Annotated in this window: 19 protein-coding genes and 6 tRNA genes; 15 read left to right on the forward strand and 10 right to left on the reverse strand. The window is 53.8% G+C overall.

All coding sequences use genetic code 11. From position 1 onward, the window contains the following. Positions 1-16: 16 nt before the first annotated feature. On the forward strand, positions 17-1,252 hold the full coding sequence (locus tag LOC22_RS03815) for an ion channel protein (RefSeq protein WP_230239375.1): 1,236 nt from the start codon (positions 17-19) through the stop codon (positions 1,250-1,252). Here the strand turns inward: LOC22_RS03815 and ipdC are convergent, their stop codons facing one another. Beyond that, a complete protein-coding gene (gene ipdC, locus LOC22_RS03820; RefSeq protein ID WP_230239376.1) occupies positions 1,253-2,911 on the reverse strand; it encodes an indolepyruvate decarboxylase in 1,659 nt (552 codons plus the stop codon). Between the two features lie 186 nt (positions 2,912-3,097). Here ipdC and mgrA point away from each other — a divergent pair, with 186 nt between their 5' ends. Both mgrA and LOC22_RS03830 read left to right on the forward strand, forming a co-directional pair. Then, positions 3,098-4,096, forward strand: a complete 999-nt coding sequence (gene mgrA, locus LOC22_RS03825) for an L-glyceraldehyde 3-phosphate reductase (RefSeq protein WP_017692976.1) — start codon at positions 3,098-3,100, stop codon at positions 4,094-4,096. A gap of 126 nt (positions 4,097-4,222) precedes the next feature. Next, positions 4,223-4,570, forward strand: coding sequence for a DUF2502 domain-containing protein (locus LOC22_RS03830; RefSeq protein WP_015572233.1), 348 nt, complete (start codon positions 4,223-4,225; stop codon positions 4,568-4,570). Positions 4,571-4,603: 33 nt separating this feature from the next. Here the strand turns inward: LOC22_RS03830 and LOC22_RS03835 are convergent, their stop codons facing one another. Continuing rightward, on the reverse strand, positions 4,604-5,842 hold the full coding sequence (locus LOC22_RS03835; RefSeq protein ID WP_230239377.1) for an Nramp family divalent metal transporter: 1,239 nt from the start codon (positions 5,840-5,842) through the stop codon (positions 4,604-4,606). A 345-nt stretch (positions 5,843-6,187) separates the two neighbouring features. Between LOC22_RS03835 and nupC the strand changes: the two genes are divergently transcribed. Then, positions 6,188-7,375, forward strand: coding sequence for a nucleoside permease NupC (nupC, locus tag LOC22_RS03840; protein ID WP_006811440.1), 1,188 nt, complete (start codon positions 6,188-6,190; stop codon positions 7,373-7,375). Between the two features lie 46 nt (positions 7,376-7,421). Here nupC and LOC22_RS03845 read toward each other — a convergent pair whose 3' ends face one another. From LOC22_RS03845 to LOC22_RS03855, 3 genes are all read right to left on the reverse strand, one after another. Continuing rightward, positions 7,422-9,611 (reverse strand): EAL domain-containing protein, encoded by a 2,190-nt coding sequence (locus LOC22_RS03845; RefSeq protein WP_230239378.1) that lies wholly within the window; start codon positions 9,609-9,611, stop codon positions 7,422-7,424. 212 nt (positions 9,612-9,823) lie between these two features. Next, a tRNA-Ala gene (locus LOC22_RS03850) sits at positions 9,824-9,899 on the reverse strand. Between the two features lie 41 nt (positions 9,900-9,940). Further along, positions 9,941-10,016, reverse strand: a tRNA-Ala gene (locus tag LOC22_RS03855). 217 nt (positions 10,017-10,233) lie between these two features. Between LOC22_RS03855 and LOC22_RS03860 the strand changes: the two genes are divergently transcribed. Beyond that, positions 10,234-10,596, forward strand: coding sequence for a YfeC-like transcriptional regulator (locus LOC22_RS03860; protein WP_015572232.1), 363 nt, complete (start codon positions 10,234-10,236; stop codon positions 10,594-10,596). 1 nt (position 10,597) lies between these two features. Next, on the forward strand, positions 10,598-10,984 hold the full coding sequence (locus LOC22_RS03865) for a YfeC-like transcriptional regulator (protein ID WP_032667710.1): 387 nt from the start codon (positions 10,598-10,600) through the stop codon (positions 10,982-10,984). A gap of 52 nt (positions 10,985-11,036) precedes the next feature. Here LOC22_RS03865 and gltX read toward each other — a convergent pair whose 3' ends face one another. After that, the gene (gene gltX / locus LOC22_RS03870) at positions 11,037-12,452 is read right to left on the reverse strand and encodes a glutamate--tRNA ligase (protein ID WP_015572231.1); all 1,416 of its coding nucleotides are present in this window, start codon (positions 12,450-12,452) and stop codon (positions 11,037-11,039) included. Positions 12,453-12,710: 258 nt separating this feature from the next. Here gltX and LOC22_RS03875 point away from each other — a divergent pair. The 5 genes from LOC22_RS03875 to LOC22_RS03895 all read left to right on the forward strand — a co-directional run bounded on the left by LOC22_RS03875 (position 12,711) and on the right by LOC22_RS03895 (position 13,567). Beyond that, positions 12,711-12,786: transfer RNA gene (locus tag LOC22_RS03875), tRNA-Val, on the forward strand. A gap of 41 nt (positions 12,787-12,827) precedes the next feature. Further along, a tRNA-Val gene (locus LOC22_RS03880) sits at positions 12,828-12,903 on the forward strand. Positions 12,904-12,932: 29 nt separating this feature from the next. Beyond that, positions 12,933-13,008 (forward strand) — tRNA-Val (locus LOC22_RS03885). A 4-nt stretch (positions 13,009-13,012) separates the two neighbouring features. Further along, positions 13,013-13,088 (forward strand) — tRNA-Lys (locus LOC22_RS03890). A 137-nt stretch (positions 13,089-13,225) separates the two neighbouring features. After that, positions 13,226-13,567: a FlxA-like family protein gene (locus LOC22_RS03895; RefSeq protein ID WP_017383471.1), complete on the forward strand. Its 342-nt coding sequence runs from the start codon at positions 13,226-13,228 to the stop codon at positions 13,565-13,567. Here the strand turns inward: LOC22_RS03895 and LOC22_RS03900 are convergent. After that, positions 13,558-14,499 (reverse strand): LysR family transcriptional regulator, encoded by a 942-nt coding sequence (locus LOC22_RS03900; RefSeq protein WP_017692971.1) that lies wholly within the window; start codon positions 14,497-14,499, stop codon positions 13,558-13,560. The genes LOC22_RS03895 and LOC22_RS03900 overlap by 10 nt on opposite strands. An 89-nt stretch (positions 14,500-14,588) precedes the next feature. Here LOC22_RS03900 and LOC22_RS03905 point away from each other — a divergent pair, with 89 nt between their 5' ends. Continuing rightward, complete coding sequence (locus LOC22_RS03905; protein ID WP_015572227.1) at positions 14,589-15,584, forward strand: bile acid:sodium symporter family protein; 996 nt, start codon at positions 14,589-14,591, stop codon at positions 15,582-15,584. On the opposite strand, the gene LOC22_RS03910 is transcribed toward LOC22_RS03905, so the two are convergent. The 3 genes from LOC22_RS03910 to zipA all read right to left on the reverse strand — a co-directional run bounded on the left by LOC22_RS03910 (position 15,581) and on the right by zipA (position 18,877). Then, entirely contained in the window at positions 15,581-15,796 is a 216-nt protein-coding gene (locus LOC22_RS03910) for a DUF3820 family protein (RefSeq protein ID WP_003861328.1), read from the reverse strand. The two genes, LOC22_RS03905 and LOC22_RS03910, sit on opposite strands and share 4 nt — an antisense overlap. 1 nt (position 15,797) lies before the next feature. Then, a complete protein-coding gene (gene ligA, locus LOC22_RS03915) occupies positions 15,798-17,813 on the reverse strand; it encodes an NAD-dependent DNA ligase LigA (RefSeq protein ID WP_017383473.1) in 2,016 nt (671 codons plus the stop codon). Between the two features lie 68 nt (positions 17,814-17,881). After that, on the reverse strand, positions 17,882-18,877 hold the full coding sequence (zipA, locus tag LOC22_RS03920; RefSeq protein ID WP_063136607.1) for a cell division protein ZipA: 996 nt from the start codon (positions 18,875-18,877) through the stop codon (positions 17,882-17,884). 229 nt (positions 18,878-19,106) lie between these two features. Here zipA and cysZ point away from each other — a divergent pair, with 229 nt between their 5' ends. From cysZ to ptsH, 3 genes are all read left to right on the forward strand, one after another. Further along, the gene (cysZ, locus tag LOC22_RS03925; RefSeq protein WP_006811452.1) at positions 19,107-19,868 is read left to right on the forward strand and encodes a sulfate transporter CysZ; all 762 of its coding nucleotides are present in this window, start codon (positions 19,107-19,109) and stop codon (positions 19,866-19,868) included. A 163-nt stretch (positions 19,869-20,031) separates the two neighbouring features. After that, positions 20,032-21,003 carry a cysteine synthase A gene (gene cysK, locus LOC22_RS03930; RefSeq protein ID WP_006811453.1) on the forward strand — a complete coding sequence of 324 codons (972 nt, stop codon included), beginning with the start codon at positions 20,032-20,034 and terminating at the stop codon, positions 21,001-21,003. A gap of 317 nt (positions 21,004-21,320) precedes the next feature. Beyond that, positions 21,321-21,578 (forward strand): phosphocarrier protein Hpr, encoded by a 258-nt coding sequence (gene ptsH / locus LOC22_RS03935; RefSeq protein WP_000487600.1) that lies wholly within the window; start codon positions 21,321-21,323, stop codon positions 21,576-21,578. Positions 21,579-21,586: the final 8 nt, after the last annotated feature.

The raw sequence follows: 21,586 nt of genomic DNA on the forward strand, positions 1-21,586 counted from the left end.
GTACAAGGAAATCATCATGCTCCATCCGCGAGCCAGAACCATGCTGTTATTGGCTGTCCCGGCGCTGATTATTGGCGTGGCGTCGAGCCTGGTGCTCATCGTCGTCATGAAAGTGGCGGCGGTGCTGCAAACGATTTTATGGACCGCGCTTCCGGTAAAACTCGGCATCAGCATTGACTCGCCGGGCTGGATCATGATGATGCTGACCCTGACCGGGATTGCCGTAGGGCTGGTGATCCGCTATAGCCCGGGTCATGCCGGGCCGGACCCGGCACTGGAACCCTTGATTGGTGCTCCTGTCTCTCCCTCTGCTCTGCCGGGGCTTATTATCGCGCTGATTATCGGTCTTGCGGGCGGCGTAAGCCTCGGGCCTGAACATCCCATTATGGCGGTTAATATCGCGCTGGCGGTCTTTCTGGGGGCGCGTCTTTTTCCGCGCGTTGGCGCGCTGGACTGGACGATCCTGGCGTCAGCAGGCACCATCGGGGCGCTGTTTGGCACTCCGGTCGCGGCTGCGCTCATCTTTTCGCAAACGCTCAGCAGTGATCATGAAGTACCGCTGTGGGATAAACTCTTCGCGCCGCTAATGGCCGCCGCTGCGGGAGCCCTCACCACCAGCCTGTTTTTCCATCCCCATTTTTCACTCTCCATCCCCCACTACGGCCAGATGCAACTCACCGATATTTTCAGCGGTGCCGTCGTCGTCGCCATCGCCATTGCGCTGGGGATGATCGCGGTGTGGTGTCTTCCTCGTCTGCATCGCCTGATGCACAGGCTGAAGCATCCGGTGCTGATTCTGGGCATGGGGGGTTTTATTCTGGGCGTTTTAGGCGCCATCGGCGGAACGGTTACGCTGTTTAAGGGTCTGGACGAGATGCAGCAGCTGGCCTTCAGCCAGGTCTTTAGCGTCTCCGATTATCTGCTGTTCGCGCTGGTAAAACTGGCGGCGCTGGTGGTCGCTGCGGCCTGTGGTTTCCGGGGAGGTCGTATCTTCCCGGCGGTTTTTGTTGGCGTCGCGCTGGGGCTGATGCTGCATGAGCACGTCGACGCTGTCCCTGCGGCGATTACCGTCTCCTGTTCCATTCTGGGACTGGTACTGGTGGTCACGCGCGATGCGTGGCTGAGCCTGTTTATGGCGGCCGTTGTCGTGCCGGATACCACGCTTCTGCCGCTGCTCTGTATCGTGATGTTGCCCGCCTGGCTCCTGCTGGCGGGCAAACCGATGCTGATGGCATGGCGAAACGACAGGTAATCAGGCGTTATTGCGCGCCTCCAGCGCTTTGGTCAGCGCGCTCAGCAGCGGCGGAATGTCGGCTTTCGGCAGCATCACCTCGATCAGCGAAAGCCGCTCATGGTGTGCCACTTTATCCAGCACCTCCGCCAGCGCTTCCGCTTCGCTGACGCGCCAGCACTCTGCCTGAGGCGCCAGGCTCAGCGCCTGCGGGATCTGCGTCCAGTTCCAGAGGGCAATATCGTTATAGCGCTGCTCCGGCCCGTGGATGGCCCTTTCCACCGTGTATCCTTCGTTGTTAAGCACCAGAATAATCGGGCGCTGTTTGTCGCGCAGCATCGATCCCAGCTCCTGAATGGTCAACTGCGCGGCGCCGTCACCCGTCAGGACAATCACGCGTCGGTTCGGACACGCCGTTTGCGCGCCAAACGCCGCCGCCAGCGTGTAGCCAATCGATCCCCACAGCGGCTGGACGATAAAGTTCACGTCCGCGGGTAAACGCAGATCGATAGCGCCGAAAGCAGACGTCCCCTGGTCAGCCAGAATAATGTCCCCGGGGCGGATAAACGTTTGCAGGGTACGCCAGAAACTCTCCTGAGTCAGCGCCCCGTCAATAGTCGGGAACGAAAAGCCGCTGTGATCCAATGGCGCTCGCGTATCACGAACATAGGTTTTACACAGCGCTGTCAGCGTTTCAATGGCCTCCCTCATCGGGATACCCGTAAACCAGACGTCGCCGACGCGGGACGCGTGGGGCTGAACCTCTATCGTCTGGTCTGGCGTCAGCTGGTGGGTAAACCCGGCAGTGAGCGTATCGGTAAAGCGCGTGCCAATACACAGCACCGTATCAGCCCCCTCGATGGCCTCTTTGACCGGCGCGGCGCTCGCCGATCCGCTGTAGGTGCCGTAAAAACCGCTCTGTCGTTCGTCAAAAATGCCCTTGCCCATCAGCATGGTGGCGTGTGCCATCGGCACCTCTTTCACCCACGTCTGAAGGGCCGTGCGCAGACCATGGCGGAGTACGAGGAAGTCCGCTAACAGCGCGGTGCGTTTGCTCGTGGACAAGCGCTTTTCGGCAGCCTCACGGAACGCCTGCAAGCAGGCTGAATCAGCCGGTGCGGGGTTAACAGTGAGAGCGCTTACAGGGGGCGTAGCGGCTTTTTTCGCCACATCAGCGGGCAGCATCAGGTAGCCCGGACGGCGCTCCCGCAGCATAGTGGTCAGGACTCTGTCAATTTCATAGCAGGCGTTTTGTTCGGTAAGCACCGCCTGTGCAACGGTGATGGGTTCGCTCATATGATAGAAATGGCGGAACTCGCCGTCACCCAACGTATGGTGCAATAACTCTCCTCGCTGCTGCGCCGCCATACCCGGGGCCCCCACAATATGGAGGACGGGAACATGTTCGGCAAAGCTGCCCGCCACACCGTTCATGGCGCTTAACTCCCCAACGCCGAATGTCGTCAGGAGCGCGGCAAAGCCCTTACAGCGGGCATAGCCGTCTGCGGCGTAAGACGCGTTCAGTTCATTGGCACAGCCCACCCAGCAGATGTCCGGGCTGTCTATCACGTGATCGAGAAATTGCAGGTTATAGTCGCCCGGCACGCCAAACAGATGATCGGCACCACAATCTGTTAGTCGGTCCAGCAGGTAATCGGCGACGCAATAGGGGGTACGCATATTATAAGTGTCCTTCTGACATTGACCTCACTCTGAGTATTAAATAAGAGTGAAGCGTGTCCAGAATTGGCGACAATCAGGGTCTGGAAAGAATGCTTTACGAAAAAAGCTGAGCTATGCTCATTTTCTTCAGGTTAGTGTAAACGTATACACTGATGTTTCTTTCCAGCGCCAGAGGTTTCGCCAATGGGTTATCAGCCTGACAAAAATCGTTATCAGACAATGCAATATCGCCGCTGTGGACAAAGCGGTCTTAAGCTTCCCGCCATCTCGCTGGGGCTTTGGCATAATTTTGGCGACGCGACGTTACTCGAAAACAGCCGTCAACTTTTACAGCGTGCTTTCGATTTGGGTATTACGCATTTTGACCTTGCCAATAATTACGGCCCGCCTCCTGGTTCGGCCGAACGTAATTTCGGGCGCATTTTGCAGGAGGATTTCCTGCCCTGGCGCGATGAGCTAATCATCTCCACCAAAGCGGGCTACACCATGTGGGACGGGCCTTACGGCGACTGGGGCTCACGTAAATATCTGATCGCCAGCCTGGACCAGAGCCTCAGGCGTATGGGGCTGGAGTATGTCGATATTTTCTATCACCATCGCCCGGATCCACAAACGCCGCTACGTGAAACCATGAAAGCGCTTGACCATGTGGTGCGTCAGGGCAAGGCGCTGTACATCGGTCTGTCCAACTACCCGGCAGAAGTGGCAAGGCAGGCGATTGAAATACTGGAGGATCTGGGCACGCCATGTCTGATCCACCAGCCGAAGTACTCCATGTTTGAACGTGCGCCTGAAGAGGGGTTGCTGGACGTGTTGCAGCATAAAGGGGTGGGATGTATCCCCTTCTCCCCCCTGGCGGGCGGACAGTTGACCGATCGCTATCTGAACGGTATCCCGGCGGATTCTCGCGCAGCAAGCGGCAGTAAGTTCCTTAACCCGGAGCAGATCACCGACAAAAAGCTGGAAAAGGTACGCAAGCTGAATGCGCTGGCGGAAAACCGGGGGCAAAAGCTATCGCAAATGGCACTGGCCTGGATCCTGCGCCACGATGCGGTGACATCCGTGCTCATCGGCGCAAGCAAGACCGGACAAATTGAAGATGCAGCAGGCGTGCTTGAAAATTGTCGGTTCACGGCAGAAGAGCTGAAGACGATAGATACGATCCTGTCCAGTTCAGATTAAAAACACTTTTAGCAAAAAGTGCTCTCGTTCCTGATTTAGGAGTTGAGGCGATGAAACGAATGTTTACCAACTCGTAAAATTGCGTTAACAGGTCGCACAGCGGCCCCGATCGTGAAGGAGAAGAGTATGTTCAGGTCACTGATTCTTGCAGCGGTATTACTGGCTTCGGCCCCGCTGGTCGCCAGTGCGGGCGAAATCACCCTATTGCCATCGATTAAATTACAAATTGGCGATCGTGATGACTACGGCAGATACTGGGACGGTGGCTACTGGCGCGACCGTGACTACTGGCATCGCCATTATGAATGGCGTCAAAACCGCTGGTGGAAACACGATAACGGCTATCACCGTGGCTGGGATAAGCGTAAGGCTTACGAACGCGGCTACCGCGAAGGCTGGAACGATCGTGACGACCGCCGTGGCGGCTGGGGTCATGGAAAAGGCAGAGGCCACGGTCACGGCCATCACCATTAACAACAAAAAGGAGCCTTCCGGCTCCTTTTTCTTTTACAGGCCTGCGGCTGTGCCTATCAGCAACCACAAGTTTAACGCCACCACCACGACCACAATGGCCCACCCGGCGCGCTTCACCCACGTCGAATTCACCAGTTCGCCCATCAGCGATTTATTACTGGTGAAGATCAGCAGTGGCACCAGCGCCAGCGCAATCCCGAAACTTAGCAGTACCTGACTCATCACCAGAATGCGGGTCGGATCCAGCCCCATCAGGATCACAACAAAGGAAGGCAGCATCGTGACCGAGCGGCGAACCCACAGCGGAATATGGAAACGTACGAACCCCTGCATCACCACCTGCCCGGCCAGTGTCCCCACAACCGTAGATGAAAGACCCGCAGCAACCAGGCTTAAACCAAAAATAGTGGCAGCGGCATGACTCAGCAACGGCTCCAGCGTCAGGTAAGCCTGGTCGAGATCGGCAACCCCGGTATGCCCGTTAAAGTGGAACGCGGCGGCAGCGGTCGCCATCATCGCCAGATTAACAAATCCGGCAATGGTCATCGCGATAGTCACATCCCATTTCGAGGCGGAGTAGCGCTCTTTACTCGTCCCGCCATGCAGATTCTGGGTTAATGAAGAGTGCAGATAAATGACGTGCGGCATGATGGTCGCCCCCAGCACCCCGGCAGCCAGAAAAACGGCTTCAGAAGTGGGTAACGACGGGATCACCATCCCTTTCGTCAGCTGCGCCAGATTCGGCTGGGAGAAAATCAGCTCAACAATATAGGCGGCAGCGACGAACAGCAGCAGGCCGCCGATGACTTTCTCCAGCGGTTTTTGTCCCCGCCGCTGGAGCATCAGAATCAGGAAAGTGGCGATACCGGTCAGCACCGCCCCCTGAAGCAGGGAGACGCCCAGGATAAGCTTAAAGCCGATCGCCGCCCCGATAAACTCGGCGAGATCGGTGGCCATGGCGATAATTTCTGCCTGAACCCAGTAAAACCAAACTGCCGGACGTGGATAATGATCGCGGATTTGCTCCGCCAGGTTTTTTCCGGTAGCAATACCCAGCTTCGCGGAGAGCATCTGAATCAGCATCGCCATCAGATTGGCCCATACCACAACCCACAGCAGTTTATAGCCGAAACTGGCCCCGGCCTGAATGTTGGTCGCAAAATTACCCGGATCGATGTAGCCAATCGCGGCAATGAATGCCGGTCCCATTAATGCGAACCGCAGCTTGCATGCCGCTCTGCCGCTGCTACTCTCTACGCGACTATTCGTCATTTCTGCCTCTGGAAATATAGCCTTTGCTATGTTTTATGCTATCAAAATGAGAATGATTATCAAGTTCATTTGTAACGGTTAACATGATTTCTCTGATAGTCAGGAACGATAGGCAGGCAGGTGGAGCAAGGTCACAGAATGTGAAAATGCGCAGACATTTGTGAAGCGTAGCACACAAACTTAACTTTTCACTCATTTACCTAACATAACAAAAATGTCTTGTTGATCACTATTTTTGAGACTCGTCACAGGATGTAACTATAGTGTGGGCTTGATCTCGTTTTCTTTGTGCTTGTTACATAGAATGTGCACGGAAATTAAACCTGCCTCATATTTGGAGCAAATATGGACCGCGTCCTTCATTTTGTCCTGGCACTCGTTGTCGTTACTGCACTTGCATTGCTGGTCAGCACAGACCGCAAAAAAATTCGTATTCGCTATGTTGTCCAACTGCTGGTCATTGAAGTTTTACTTGCGTGGTTCTTCCTGAACTCCAACGTAGGCCTGGGCTTCGTGAAAGGCTTCTCCGAAATGTTCGAAAAACTGCTCGGATTTGCCAACGAAGGGACAAACTTCGTCTTTGGCAGCATGAACGATCAGGGTCTGGCCTTCTTCTTCCTGAAGGTGCTCTGCCCTATCGTCTTCATCTCTGCCCTGATCGGTATCCTTCAGCACATCCGCGTTCTGCCGGTGGTTATCCGTGCGATCGGCTTCCTGTTATCGAAAGTTAACGGCATGGGCAAACTGGAATCCTTTAACGCAGTCAGCTCGCTGATTCTCGGTCAGTCTGAGAACTTCATTGCGTATAAAGATATCCTCGGCAAGATGTCCCGTAACCGCATGTACACCATGGCGGCAACCGCAATGTCTACCGTTTCCATGTCTATCGTGGGCGCGTATATGACCATGCTGGAACCAAAATACGTAGTTGCGGCGCTGGTTCTGAACATGTTCAGCACCTTTATCGTGCTTTCGCTGATTAACCCGTACCGTGTGGATGCCAGCGAAGAGAACATTCAGATGTCAAACCTGCACGAGGGACAGAGCTTCTTCGAAATGCTGGGTGAATACATTCTGGCGGGTTTCAAGGTTGCAATTATCGTCGCCGCGATGCTGATTGGCTTTATCGCGCTGATCGCTGCGCTGAACGCCCTGTTTGCGGCCGTACTCGGTATCTCCTTCCAGGGTATTCTGGGCTACATCTTCTACCCGATTGCCTGGGTGATGGGCGTGCCCGCTCACGAAGCGTTGCAGGTGGGCAGTATCATGGCAACGAAACTGGTTTCCAATGAGTTCGTGGCGATGATGGATCTCCAGAAGATTGCCAGCACACTCTCCCCTCGTGCGGAAGGGATCCTGTCCGTCTTCCTGGTCTCCTTCGCGAACTTCTCTTCCATCGGTATTATCGCTGGTGCGATTAAAGGCCTGAACGAAGAGCAAGGTAACGTCGTTTCTCGCTTTGGCCTGAAGCTGGTTTACGGTTCAACGCTGGTGAGCGTCCTGTCTGCCTCTATTGCAGCACTGGTTCTGTAATTCATACCGTGCAATAAAAACCGGGAGCCATCGCTCCCGGTTTTTTTTATGCCTCCAGCGCCGTCAGGGGCAGTGGTTTACCAATCAAATAGCCCTGCAAATAGTCCACGCCGAATCGCAGCAACATCTCGCGTTGTTCAGCCGATTCCACATATTCAGCCACCACACAAAGCGATTTCGTTTTGGCCATGTTGCAAATGGACTGCACGATCATCGCATCCATGCTGTCGGTGCAGATATCTTTCACGAAGCAGCCATCGATCTTAATGATATCGGCCTCCAGCCGCTTCAGGCGCTCAAAGTTGGCATAGCCGGTACCAAAGTCATCAATAGCAATCCGGAAGCCGTAATCCCGCAGCTGCTGGATATTGTTGATGCTGCTTCCCGAGTCAGAGAAAGCCTGTTCCTCGGTGATCTCAATGACGATATCTTGCGGCGCAATGGCGTAGCGTTCAAAAAGCGCGATGATCTCAGCCGCTATCTCATTTTGCATCAGCGTCAGCGGCATCAGATTAACGGAGAACCGCGTTCCGGCCCGTTCGGACGGATGGCTGCGCATCCACATCAGCAATTTTTCCACCACGTTCAGGTCAAATCGGTGGCTCAGGTTAAACTGAGCAATCAGCGGAATAAAGCGATCAGGCGCGATGATCTCCCCCTCGCTTTCAAGCCTTGAGAGGATTTCAAAGTACCCTTCCCCACGCGCGTTATGGATTGGCTGGGCGTAAAGGTGAAGCCCACCGATATCAAGGGCACGTTTTATGCGGGCCAGCATCAGCACTCTGTCCGTCGTCTGACCGGAGACATCATCCAGACTGTTGGTTAACGCCAGGACGTTGTGCCCGGCACAGGACTGCTCGGAGAGCCAGCTCAGCTGACCCAGCGTGTGATGCAGGCTTTCTCCATCCGGCACTTCACCCCAGGAGGCGCCAAACTCGATGTCGAGCTCAGTCTTGTTCCAGATAATCTTACGGCTGTTCAGATGATCAACCATATATTGCAGACGTTCAGCCGTGCCCGGACCCAGCAAGACCACTACCAGCTCACTGCCCGGCAACTGGAAGAGCTTCTCGTCTTTTTGCAATAACGGTTGCAGCGACGCGGTTATCATCTTTTTACAATGTACACGCATGAGGATGCCGTAGTGACGGCTCAGGAATTCGAGATTATCCAGGCGCAGGCAGCAGACTTTGGCCTCGGGATGGTGCTGTAAAAACACTTCCAGCGCACGAATGTTAGGCAGACCGGTGAGCGGATCGGTAAGCGCCCTCTCCTGCCACCCCTGTTTCAGCCATTCACTTTTCTGATAGATCCGCGACATGTAAAGCAGGCAGATGGCGAAAGAGATTAGCACCGACAGGATAAAGGAGAGCGAGTGGCCCGATTCAACGCCATTAAGAAAATTATAATTATAGGTCAACAGCATGAGCGCCGAGGCCGCCCAGAATAAAGAGATGAGCGCATAGTTCAGACGACCAATCCCCAGGGTGAAAAGAATGAAAACGATTGGCATCAAATAACCCGCAATAAACTGCGACTCAAAAGGCGCGCATAAAATAGCGATCATCGAGATCAACAGCATCAGCCACACAACGATAAATAACGCTTTTTTGTGACAAAAGAGGGGCTTCACGCTTCGCCGCCAGAATGTTCGGGCATAGCGAGGATTAATAATCATTCTTAACGGATAATAGAACATCATGGTGAAAATCAGGGCGGCACAAATCAGACTCTGAATATCGATAACGTTATAAATTGCAGAGCCTTCGCCGAAATAGGAGGAGATTGTCACCGGGAAATCAAATAAATATCCCGCCAGATACATCGATAATTTGATGCCCACAGGCACCATAAATCCGAGCCAGAAAATACGTATGCCAATGTACTTATTCGGTATGCTGTGTCGCCAGCGCTTGCCCAGCACCAGACGGATGACGCCACAGGCGGCGAAGACGGTAAACGTCTGACAACATAATAATACGGCAGATTGTAGTGGTGCTAAACCAAGATTATAAATATTAGTAATACTAAAACTTAACAGCAAAGGAATGATTGCCCGCCGTCCAAATAACAACACGATGGCGAGCATGGCACTTAAGGGCAACCACGCCAGATAAACATCATTTTCGCTGACGATGGCCCGTGGAGAGATATAACGAGAAAAAGGAATCGCAATCAGGCTTAGCGCCAGGGCAATCATAAATATCTTTACATTATTGTAAATTTTTCTATTCATTAATCCTGATAATCTATTTTACCATCGTCTCATTGACCGCATGGATAATAGGTTTATTAATAACACGAATCAAGTTCAGGTCTATTTATAGACTTGTTTATTGATTTGGATTGAGGTGAGGTGTAGAAAACGACGTTAATTGCAACAAAAACAGTCTAAAATATTTTACAAGATATAAAAAAACCCCCGTCTTGCGACGAGGGTTTAAATTTTGGTGGAGCTAAGCGGGATCGAACCGCTGACCTCTTGCATGCCATGCAAGCGCTCTCCCAGCTGAGCTATAGCCCCACATGTTACTTTACCTACCGCACTCTGTTGGGTTCAGAGTTTGGTGGAGCTAAGCGGGATCGAACCGCTGACCTCCTGCATGCCATGCAGGCGCTCTCCCAGCTGAGCTATAGCCCCGTCGTAAAGCTGTCATGTTGACGGGCGGCATAATATGAATTCCGCCGCAGAGTGTCAACGGCAAATTCAGCCTCCGCCTTTCAATCGCCGAAAAATCATGCAAATGAATCACTTTGAGAGCCTGCTCGCAGCCAGGAGTTAAGCTTGTCACGTTTTCACGTAAAACGGTGCTATAAAATGAACCACTAATTAACCCCACAGATATTCAGGAAATTGTATGATCAAGGAACGAATGACGCCAGAAGAGTTAGCCCTGCTGACTGGCTATAGCCGACAGACCATCAATAAATGGGTACGCAAAGAGGGTTGGATTACATCGCCAAAGCCAGGCGTTCAGGGTGGCAAAGCGCGTCTGGTTCACGTCAATGAAAAAGTGCGCGACTTTATTCGCAGCGCGCGCAGGGCAACAGAGACGCCGGAACTGCCAGATAAGGCGTACCACGAGGGCTCGCTTCATGCCCTGCTCCTGACGCTGGCGAATGAAATGACGCCGGAAGAGCAAAAGCAGATGACATCGCTGTTACTGCGGGAAGGGATTACCGGCTTGTTACAACGTTTAGGGATTCGCGACCAACGCTGATATGAAAAGATTACGCAGCAAAATGACCACGGAAGAGCTGGCGGACAGTCTGGGCGTAGCCCGACAAACCGTTAATCGCTGGATACGACAGAAGGGATGGAAAACGGAGGGTATCAACGGTGTAAAAGGCGGAAGAGCGAGGGTGATATGTATTGATGCGCACGTTAAGGAGCACATCATTAGTCTTCCCGCCATTCGTAACCGTCGGGCTGTTTACCATGTGGCGGAAAGCCCCTCCCACTACGGCGTAGCAACCTCATCCTGCCTGCTTCCACAAATTATCGACTCGCTGGAAAACATGACGACTGTCGAACAGGAACGTTTGCACAAGTTGCTCGCTCGTGAAGGGTTGCAGGGTTTTCTCACGCGTCTTGGTATTGCTGAATAACAGGCATAAAAAAACGGCAGGTTACCCTGCCGTTTTTTGTATTACACGAGTATTACTGCTGGCTTTCACGCTCAGCAATAAAGCCCAGCGCTTTGTTGATACGCGCAACGCTACGTGATTTGCCGATGGCATGAACGGTCACGTCCAGCGCCGGAGACTGACCTGCCCCCGTCACCGCAACGCGCAGCGGCATACCGACTTTACCCATGCCAATTTCCAGCTCATCAGCGGTAGCCTGAATCGCGTGGTGAACATTTTCCGCAGTCCATTCGGTAATGGCTTCGAGTTTGTCACGCACCACTTCCAGCGGCTGACGCGCAACCGGACGCAGGTGTTTCTTGGCCGCGTCGGCGTCGAACGCGTCAAACTCTTCATAGAAGTAACGGCAGCTTTCAGCAATTTCTTTCAGCGTTTTGCAACGCTCGCCAAGCAGCTTCACCAGATCCGCCAGTTCAGGGCCCGTACGGGTATCGATGTTTGCCTGTTCAATGTGCCATTGCAGATAAGTCGCCACATATTCTGGCTGCATGGTATTGATGTAGTGATGGTTCAGCCACAGCAGTTTGTCAGTGTTGAACGCGCTGGCTGATTTGCTGACCGAGTTCAGAGAGAACAGCTCGATCATCTCTTCGCGGCTGAAGATCTCCTGGTCACCATGAGCCCAGCCCAGACGCACCAGGTAGTTCAGCAGCGCTTCCGGCAGATAGCCGTCATCACGGTACTGCATCACGCTCACCGCGCCATGACGTTTGGACAGCTTTTTACCGTCGTCACCGTTGATCATTGATACGTGCGCATACACCGGTACAGGCGCGTTCAGCGCTTTCAGAATGTTGATCTGACGCGGGGTGTTATTGATATGGTCTTCACCACGGATCACGTGAGTGATTTCCATATCCCAGTCGTCCACAACTACGCAGAAGTTATAGGTTGGCGATCCGTCAGTACGACGAATGATAAGGTCATCCAGCTCCTGGTTGCTGAATTCGATCGGGCCACGGATCTGGTCATCAAAGATAACAGAGCCATCCTGTGGGTTAGCAAAACGCACTACGCAAGGCTCATCCGCAGCATGCTCGCTGTGGTCATGGCGGCAACGACCGTCATAACGCGGTTTTTCGCCTTTTGCCATTTGCTCTTCACGCAGCGCATCCAGACGCTCCCTGGAGCAGTAGCACTTATAGGCGGTGCCTGCCACCAGCATCTCGTCAATTACGGCGTTATAGCGGTCAAAACGTTTGGTCTGGAAGTATGGGCCTTCGTCCCACGCCAGATTCAGCCAGTTCATCCCATCCATAATGGCTTCAATTGCTTCCGGCGTTGAGCGCTCCAGATCGGTGTCTTCAATACGTAGCACAAACTCACCGTTGTTGTGACGTGCGAAAAGCCAGGAGTAGAGAGCGGTACGTGCACCACCGACATGCAGATAGCCTGTCGGGCTCGGCGCGAAGCGAGTTTTGATTTTCATGAAATGGCCTTACGTTATAAAGATGCCGGTAATCGGCAAATTCCGGGAAGAAAACAATGGGCAATATTCTATCACTGTGGGCCGATTCCTCAATGTCGATCACTTTATCCGGTTCGAGATTGCTGTTTTTGTTTATAAATCATGCGCCACAGTCCGTTTTGCGATCGTTTTGACTAATTTTACGACGAACGAATAAAAACTTTAGAAAATGCGTTGACTCATTTTCAACTCTCCCTATAATGCGACTCCACACAGCGGGGGTGATTAGCTCAGTTGGTAGAGCATCTCCTTTACACGGAGGGGGTCGGCGGTTCGAGCCCGTCATCACCCACCATCTACTTCGGTAGACTCGCAGTGTAGATAAGCATTGAGATTGGGCGATTAGCTCAGTTGGTAGAGCATCTCCTTTACACGGAGGGGGTCGGCGGTTCGAGCCCGTCATCGCCCACCATTCTCACCTTATCGCAGCAGTTCCGAAATGGGCGATTAGCTCAGTTGGTAGAGCATCTCCTTTACACGGAGGGGGTCGGCGGTTCGAGCCCGTCATCGCCCACCATTTCGGGTCGTTAGCTCAGTTGGTAGAGCAGTTGACTTTTAATCAATTGGTCGCAGGTTCGAATCCTGCACGACCCACCAATGTAAAAAAGCGCCCTAAAGGCGCTTTTTTGCTATCTGCGATATAGCACATCCCCATTGCAGCCAGACCGCTTGTTTTACTCAAGCTCACGCCTTCTTTGCCGATACCTCTATTTTATGGCGAAAAGGATCTCAATATGACAACTCTTAAGCCCGTTTCTCTGTCGGCGATGGAAATCGGCAGCGTAGATAACAGCTCCGGCGGAAACGACATTGCTTCTCAAATCACCCGTCTGACCAAACAGATAACGAAAGTCACTCAGCAGCTCAAAGAAGTGGCCATGGGTGATGCCACAGCAGAAGAGAAGCAAAAGCAGCAGGAATTACTCGAATCTCAGCTGGCTATGTTGCAGGCACAGCTGGCGCAATTGCAGCGTCAGCAGGCAGAAGAGGCGATGCCAAAACAGGAAAAAGGTCAGGCAGTCGCGGAAGGCATCAATAAGCCCTCCGCGGAGCATCAGATTAATATCTACATCTGATTATTGGTTTCGTTAAAAAGTGGATCGCGTGTGCGGGCCTCCATCAAACGTTCGGCCTGCATACGCACCACATCCCAGCAGGCATGCGCCGCGCCGGAAAGTGACCTGTTTTTACGGCGTACCAGCATCAGCTGGCGTTCGACACAGGGTACGAAACGCTTCACCGTTAAACGACTCCCCTGCGGCAGTGGCAGCGCCAGCGCCGGCAGAACGCTGATGCCAATCCCCGCTTCGACCATCGGGAAGAGCGTGGCAGGATGCCCAATCTCCTGCACAATGGTTGCCTTAACGCCCTGCGCGGCCAGAGCGGCATCTATCAGCGGACGGCTGCCTGATGCATAATCCTGTAACACCAGGTTTGCCCCCTGCAAGGCCTGCCAGGCCACGTGTGGCAGCGATGCCAGCGGATCATCATCGCGGCAGAGCAATAAAAAGGGCTCCGAGAGCACCACTTCACATTCCAGGTCGCTTACCGCTCCGGGATCAATAACGATGCCAAAATCCACATCCCCCTGACGGATACTCTCCAGAACCCACTGCTGCGGCCTGTCATGCAAAACAAAATCGATATCCGGATAGCGGTGATTACTTTCAGCGATGCACTGGGGAATAAGATGCGCCGAAATCGTCTGGCTCGCCGCCACTCTCACGGTGCCGGAAAGCTGTTGTCCGAGCCGGCCGACATCCCTGAGCGTACTGTTCAGTTCATCCAGCAGCCTCTCCAGACGCATTGCCAGCTGCTGTCCCGCTTCGGTGAGTACCACTTCTCGCGTCGTACGGTCGAGCAGCTTCACTCCCGTTTGCGTTTCAAGCTCCTTAACGCTATGGCTCACCGCCGACTGGCTGAGGCCAATGATCTCCCCTGCCCGGCTAAAGCTGCGGGCCTGCGCGACGGTGACGAAAACGCGAAGCTGACGTAACGAATAATTCATCTGTTTAATTCATGAATGGATGCAATAAATCAATTTTATTTCTCAAAGGGAAGAAAGCACAATAGCGGCATCTGTTTTCAGGAGTGATTATGAAACTTTTTCGTATCCTTGATCCGTTTACGTTGACCCTGATTGGTGTGGTCTTGCTGGCCTCGTTCTTCCCGGCGCGGGGCAGTTTCGTTCCGGTTATTGAAGGGCTGACCACGGCAGCCATTGCCCTGCTGTTCTTTATGCATGGCGCCAAACTCTCCCGGGAAGCCATTATTGCAGGCGGTAGCCACTGGCGACTACACCTGTGGGTAATGTGCAGCACCTTTATCCTCTTCCCGGTTTTGGGCGTGCTGTTCGCCTGGTGGGCGCCGGTGAATGTCGATCCGGCGCTGTATACCGGTTTCCTTTATCTGTGCATTTTGCCGGCCACCGTGCAGTCCGCTATTGCCTTTACCTCGCTGGCGGGCGGTAACGTCGCGGCGGCGGTTTGTTCTGCTTCCGCTTCCAGCCTGCTGGGGATCTTTGTTTCACCGCTGCTGGTCGGTCTGCTGATGAATATGCACGGGGCGGAAGGTAATCTGGAGCAGGTGGGTAAAATTTGTCTGCAACTGCTGCTGCCGTTTGTGCTCGGACACTTATCCCGTCCCTGGATTGGGGCATTTGTGGCAAAACATAAAAAATGGATCGGGAAAACGGACCAAAGCTCAATTCTGCTGGTGGTTTACACGGCCTTCAGCGAAGCCGTGGTGAACGGCATCTGGCACAGGGTGGGCGCTGGATCGCTGCTGTTTATTGTGGTGGTAAGCATCGTTTTGCTGGCCATTGTCATCGCGGTTAACGTCTTTGTGGCCCGCAAATGCGGCTTCAATAAGGCCGATGAAATCACCATTGTATTTTGCGGATCGAAAAAGAGCCTGGCCAACGGGATCCCGATGGCCAATATTCTGTTCCCGACGTCCGTCATTGGGATGATGGTGTTACCGCTGATGATTTTCCATCAGATCCAGCTGATGGTGTGTGCGGTACTGGCGCGGCGTTACAAGGCGCAGACAGAAAAGCTGGCGCAGGAAGAGACCCGCGCCGCGAAAGTTTAAGGACGTTTCAGGGGCTGAACCAGCTGGGTCAGCCCCTCTGTTTTGATCAGTAACGTGATAGCCATCAGCTCGCCCAGACGCCCGGCGGGGAACTCATCCTTACGGGCAAACCACAGCAGATACTCTTCCGGTAAATCAATCAGCCTGCGACCCTTATATTTACCGAACGGCATCTCCGTATTGGCGATCTCAACGAGCTGCTCTTTTTCCACGTCACTCTCCTAACAGGCGCATCATTTCCGCTTCGTCGATTACCTCGATGCCAAGCTCCTGCGCTTTTGCCAGCTTCGAACCGGCCGCTTCCCCGGCAATCACCAGGTCGGTTTTCTTCGATACGCTGCCCGCCACTTTTGCCCCCAACGCCACCAGGCGCGCTTTCGCGTCATCGCGCGAGAGCTGGCTCAGGCTGCCGGTCAGCACCACCGTTTTACCGGCAAACGGGCTGTCGATCTCTTCGGCATTAACCACTACCGGTGCAGGCCAGTGAATGCCCTGTTCCAGTAATTTACCGATCACTTCACGGTTGCTCTCTTCGGCGAAGAAGTTGAAAACGTGGGTAGCGACCACAATGCCGACATCAGGGACTTTCTGTAGCTCGTCGATGGTGGCTTTCTCCAGCGCGTCCAGCGTGCCGAAATACGCCGCCAGCCCTGCCGCTGTCGCCTCTCCGACTTCACGAATGCCAAGCGCGTAAAGGAAACGGGCAAAGGTGGTGTTTTTGGCCGCCTCGAGCGCGTTAACGATGTTCTGGGCAGATTTCGGCCCCATACGATCAAGACCGGTCAGCTTACCTGCCGTCAGGGTAAAGAGGTCCGCTGGCGTATGGACGTACTCTTTCTCAACTAACTGGTCGATAATCTTGTCACCCATTCCGTCGACGTCCATCGCCCGGCGGGAGACAAAGTGCTTCAGGGACTCTTTACGCTGCGCGCCGCAGATTAACCCGCCCGTACAGCGCGTTACCGCTTCACCTTCCACGCGCTCAACGTCCGAACCACATACCGGACAGTGGGCTGGAAACTCGATGGCACGGGTATCGGCAGGACGTTCAGACTCAACAACGTTAACCACCTGTGGGATCACGTCGCCCGCGCGGCGAATCACCACTTTGTCACCAATGCGCAGGCCCAGGCGGGCAATTTCATCGGCGTTATGCAGCGTGGCGTTACTTACCAGCACGCCAGCCACCTGCACAGGCTCCAGACGCGCCACAGGCGTAATCGCCCCCGTACGCCCTACCTGAAACTCCACGTCGCGAACGAAGGTCATCTGCTCCTGCGCCGGGAACTTAAAGGCTACCGCCCAGCGCGGCGCACGGGCCACAAATCCTAACTGTTCCTGCAACGCCAGCGAGTTAACCTTGATCACCACGCCATCAATATCAAACCCGAGCGTGGGACGATCCTCTTCAACCTTGTGATAGAACGCCAGCACCGCCTCCGGAGAGTCGCAGAGCTGCACGCGGTTGCTAACCGGTAACCCCCACTCTTTGAACTGCATTAAACGACCCAGGTGAGTATCTGGCAGGTCACCGCCTTCCAGGATCCCGACGCCGTAGCAGAAGAAAGTAAGCGGTCGCTTCGCGGTGATTCGTGGATCGAGCTGACGCAGCGAACCTGCCGCCGCGTTACGCGGGTTTGCAAACACTTTCCCACCGGTACGACGCGCTTCTTCGTTGATCTTCTCGAAGCCCGCCTGCGGAAGGAACACTTCCCCGCGCACTTCCAGCCGGGCGGGAATGTTATCGCCACGCAGTTTCAGCGGGATCGCACGAATAGTGCGCACATTAGTGGTGATGTCTTCCCCGGTAGTGCCGTCGCCGCGCGTTGCGGCACGCACCATCACGCCGTTCTCATAAAGAATGCTAACGGCCAGACCATCCAGCTTTAGCTCGCAGCACCAGCTCAGATTGTCGATGCTCTTCAGGCGATCCTGCACACGCTTGTTGAAAGCCAGAAAACTCTCTTCATCAAACACGTTATCCAGCGACAGCATCGGCACTTCATGGCGCACCTGGCTGAAAGCGCCCAGCGGTTCCGCGCCGACGCGCTGCGTTGGGGAATCGGGCGTAATCAGTTCGGGGTGCTGCGCTTCCAGCTCGCGCAGTTCACGCATCAGGCGGTCATATTCCGCATCCGGCACTTCCGGTGCGTCCATAACATGATAGAGATATTCATGATGGCGAAGCGTGGTTCGCAGTTCAGTAAGTTGTTGTTCGATTGAGTCCATATCGCACCATCAATGAGAAAAACCCCCGACAGGCGGGGGTTGAGGAGGAGGTGAAGTTAACGCGACGATTACGCGTTCGCTTCCTTAACTTCGCGGATGCGGTCCTGATACTCGCGCAGTTTCTGCGGCGTCATCATTCGACGCTGATCGTCGAGCACCACACCGCCCACTTCGTCGGCGATGTGCTGAGCGGACTGTAGCATCAGCTTAAAGTTTTGCAGCTCGTCACCGTAGGACGGCACCTGCATAAAGATCGTAACCCCCGGCGTGACGAAATCACCGGTCATTTCCGGGTCAAACGTGCCTGGATTGACCATATTGGCCAGACTAAACAGCGCCGGACCGCTACCGTCAGGACTCAGGTGGCGATGGAAAATATTCATGTCGCCGAACTTGAAGCCTGCCTGTTGGATGCTGTTAAGCAGCACGTCACCGTTCAGATGGGTGCCATGATGAGCAGCCACGTTCATGATGATCACCGCTTCTTTACGCTGCGGCTTTTCAACAACCGGTTCTGGCTCTGCGGCCGGCTCTGGCTCAACGCGCGGAGCGGGCTGTGGCGCAGGCGGTTCAGGCTGCGGCTGCGGTTGTTGTACCGGCTGCGGCTGCTGAACAGGCTGTGGCTGATGCACTGGCTGTGCAGGCTGTTGCACAGGTTGCGGCTGTACAGGCTGTGGCGCAACGGGCTGCTGTTGCACAGGCTGCTGCGGCGGATGACGAACAGGTTCTTCCACTGGCGGCGGCGCTGGCTGGCGCGGCTGGGCAGAGGCATACGGTGGTTGATACTGGTGCTGCGGAGCGCGGGGGGCTTCATGCTCTCCATGCGCTGCGCCGGGCGCAGTATTGACCCGATGAACACGAACTTCACCCACGCCGTCGTCGTCAGGACCGTCGATGTCGTCTTCAACGTCATCGTCGTCACGACTGGACTTCATGCGCTTCAGTGGACGATCGCGAAACATAGAGGAACGCTCTTTACGGCTGGTCCAGAAACCATGTACCAGTAAAGCGATTATGGCGATCGCGCCAACAATGATTAATATCAGACGCAAATCCTGCATCATTATATTCTCTGTTGTTCTAACACCTTGCCACCACGGCAAACATTTACTCACTAAGAGTATTTGCCGTTTACGTCAAGTGCAAGTGTATGCAGAGCATTCACAGCATAAAGATGAACTAAATCGTGCTTTTTGCTGGTTTTTCGAACATTTCCGAACTGGTCATTGGCCCGTAACTGGATAATATAGGCGGGCAATTCCACTGGTTGTGTAAAAAGGAGTACAGCCTGGTATGGTTTCAACATCTTCTTCTGCCCCACGCAGCGGGGTCTGGTACTTTTCTCAGGGCTGGAAACTGGTCTCCCTGCCGGGCATTCGACGCTTCGTTATTTTGCCGTTACTGATCAACATTATTCTGATGGGCGGGGCCTTCTGGTGGCTATTCACAAGACTGGAAAGCTGGATCCCTTCCCTGATGAGCTATGTGCCGGACTGGTTACAGTGGCTAGACTACCTGCTCTGGCCGATTGCGGTTATCTCCGTGCTGCTGGTTTTCGGTTATTTCTTTTCGACGATAGCAAACTGGATAGCCGCGCCGTTCAACGGTCTGCTTGCCGAACAGCTGGAAGCGCGCCTTACCGGTGCGACGCCACCTGACACGGGCGTACTCGGGATCGTGAAAGATCTCCCCCGCATCATGAAGCGTGAATGGCAGAAGTTCGCCTGGTACCTGCCGCGGGCGATTGTGCTGCTTATTCTTTATTTTGTACCCGGGATTGGCCAGACGGTCGCGCCCGTGCTGTGGTTCCTGTTCAGCGCCTGGATGCTCGCTATCCAGTACTGTGATTATCCGTTCGATAACCACAAAGTGCCGTTTAAAGAGATGCGCACTGCCCTGCGCACTCAGAAGGTTGCCAACATGCAGTTTGGCGCGCTGACCAGCCTGTTCACCATGATCCCTTTCCTGAATTTGTTCATCATGCCCGTCGCCGTTTGCGGCGCGACGGCGATGTGGGTGGACTGCTACCGTGCTAAGCACGCGTTATGGAAGTAATGCAAAAATGTGTAAAAGAGGGGTGGCTTATGCCGCCCCTTATTCCATACTGATCCCCATTATTTCCTTGCAGCATATAGATATGCGATTTCCTTACTTCCCCATACCTGTTCAACAGGTATGCTGGGTCGGTATCCCAATTTCATACAGTTAAGGACAGGCCATGAGTAAGATTTATGAAGACAACTCGCTGACTATCGGTCATACGCCCCTGGTTCGACTGAACCGTATCGGTAATGGACGCATTCTGGCGAAGGTCGAATCTCGTAACCCAAGCTTCAGCGTTAAATGCCGTATCGGTGCGAATATGATTTGGGATGCTGAAAAGCGTGGCGTGCTGAAACCTGGCGTTGAGCTGGTTGAACCCACCAGCGGCAATACCGGTATCGCTCTGGCCTATGTTGCGGCGGCGCGTGGCTATAAGCTGACGCTGACTATGCCTGAAACCATGAGCATTGAGCGTCGTAAGCTGCTGAAAGCGCTGGGTGCGAACCTGGTCCTGACCGAAGGCGCAAAAGGCATGAAGGGCGCGATTCAGAAGGCCGAAGAAATTGTTGCCAGCGATCCGGCAAAATATCTGCTGCTCCAGCAGTTCAGCAACCCGGCCAACCCGGAAATTCATGAGAAAACCACCGGCCCGGAAATCTGGGAAGATACCGACGGTCAGGTTGATGTGTTTATCTCCGGCGTAGGCACCGGCGGTACGCTGACCGGTGTGTCTCGCTATATTAAAGGCACGAAAGGTAAAAAAGATCTGATTACCGTTGCCGTTGAGCCAACCGACTCACCGGTTATCGCTCAGGCGCTGGCAGGCGAAGAGATCAAACCTGGCCCTCACAAAATCCAGGGTATCGGCGCTGGCTTTATTCCAGGCAACCTGGATCTGAAGCTGATCGATAAAGTCGTCGCCATTACCAATGAAGAAGCCATCTCCACGGCGCGTCGCCTGATGGACGAGGAAGGCATTCTGGCGGGTATCTCTTCCGGTGCGGCGGTTGCGGCAGCCCTCAAACTGCTGGAAGATGAAACCTTTACCAATAAGAACATTGTGGTTATCCTACCGTCTTCGGGTGAGCGTTACTTAAGCACAGCACTGTTTGCCGATCTCTTCACAGAGAAAGAACTGCAACAGTGATGCCAGCATGTTAAAAACGCGTAAAAAAGCACCTTTTCAGGTGCTTTTTTGTGGCCTGCTTCAAAGTTTTACCCCTCCTGGCATTGCTTCACCCCGTTGGGTCTGGTATTTAAACCAGCAATTATTTTGATGCGCGAAATTAATCGGTGAACGAAATAGCGCTGCTGAATCGATTTTATGATTTGGTTCAAGTCTTGCTTTCACTGCATAATGTTTAATGACGATTGAAACGTCAGCGCTAACTATACAGGCTAAAGTTAAGTCGCCAGGCTAGACTTTAGTTCCACAACACTAAACCTATAAGTTGGGGAAATACAATGTTCCAGCAAGAAGTTACCATTACCGCTCCGAACGGTCTGCACACCCGCCCTGCTGCTCAGTTTGTTAAAGAAGCGAAAGGCTTCACTTCTGAAATCACCGTGACTTCCAACGGCAAAAGCGCTAGCGCAAAAAGCCTGTTCAAGCTGCAAACTCTGGGCCTGACTCAGGGTACCGTTGTTACCATCTCCGCTGAAGGTGAAGACGAGCAGAAAGCAGTTGAGCATCTGGTTAAGCTGATGGCTGAACTCGAGTAAGTTTACCG

Source organism: Enterobacter sp. AN-K1, assembly GCF_020971765.1.
Classification (GTDB): Bacteria; Pseudomonadota; Gammaproteobacteria; order Enterobacterales; family Enterobacteriaceae; genus Enterobacter; species Enterobacter hormaechei_C.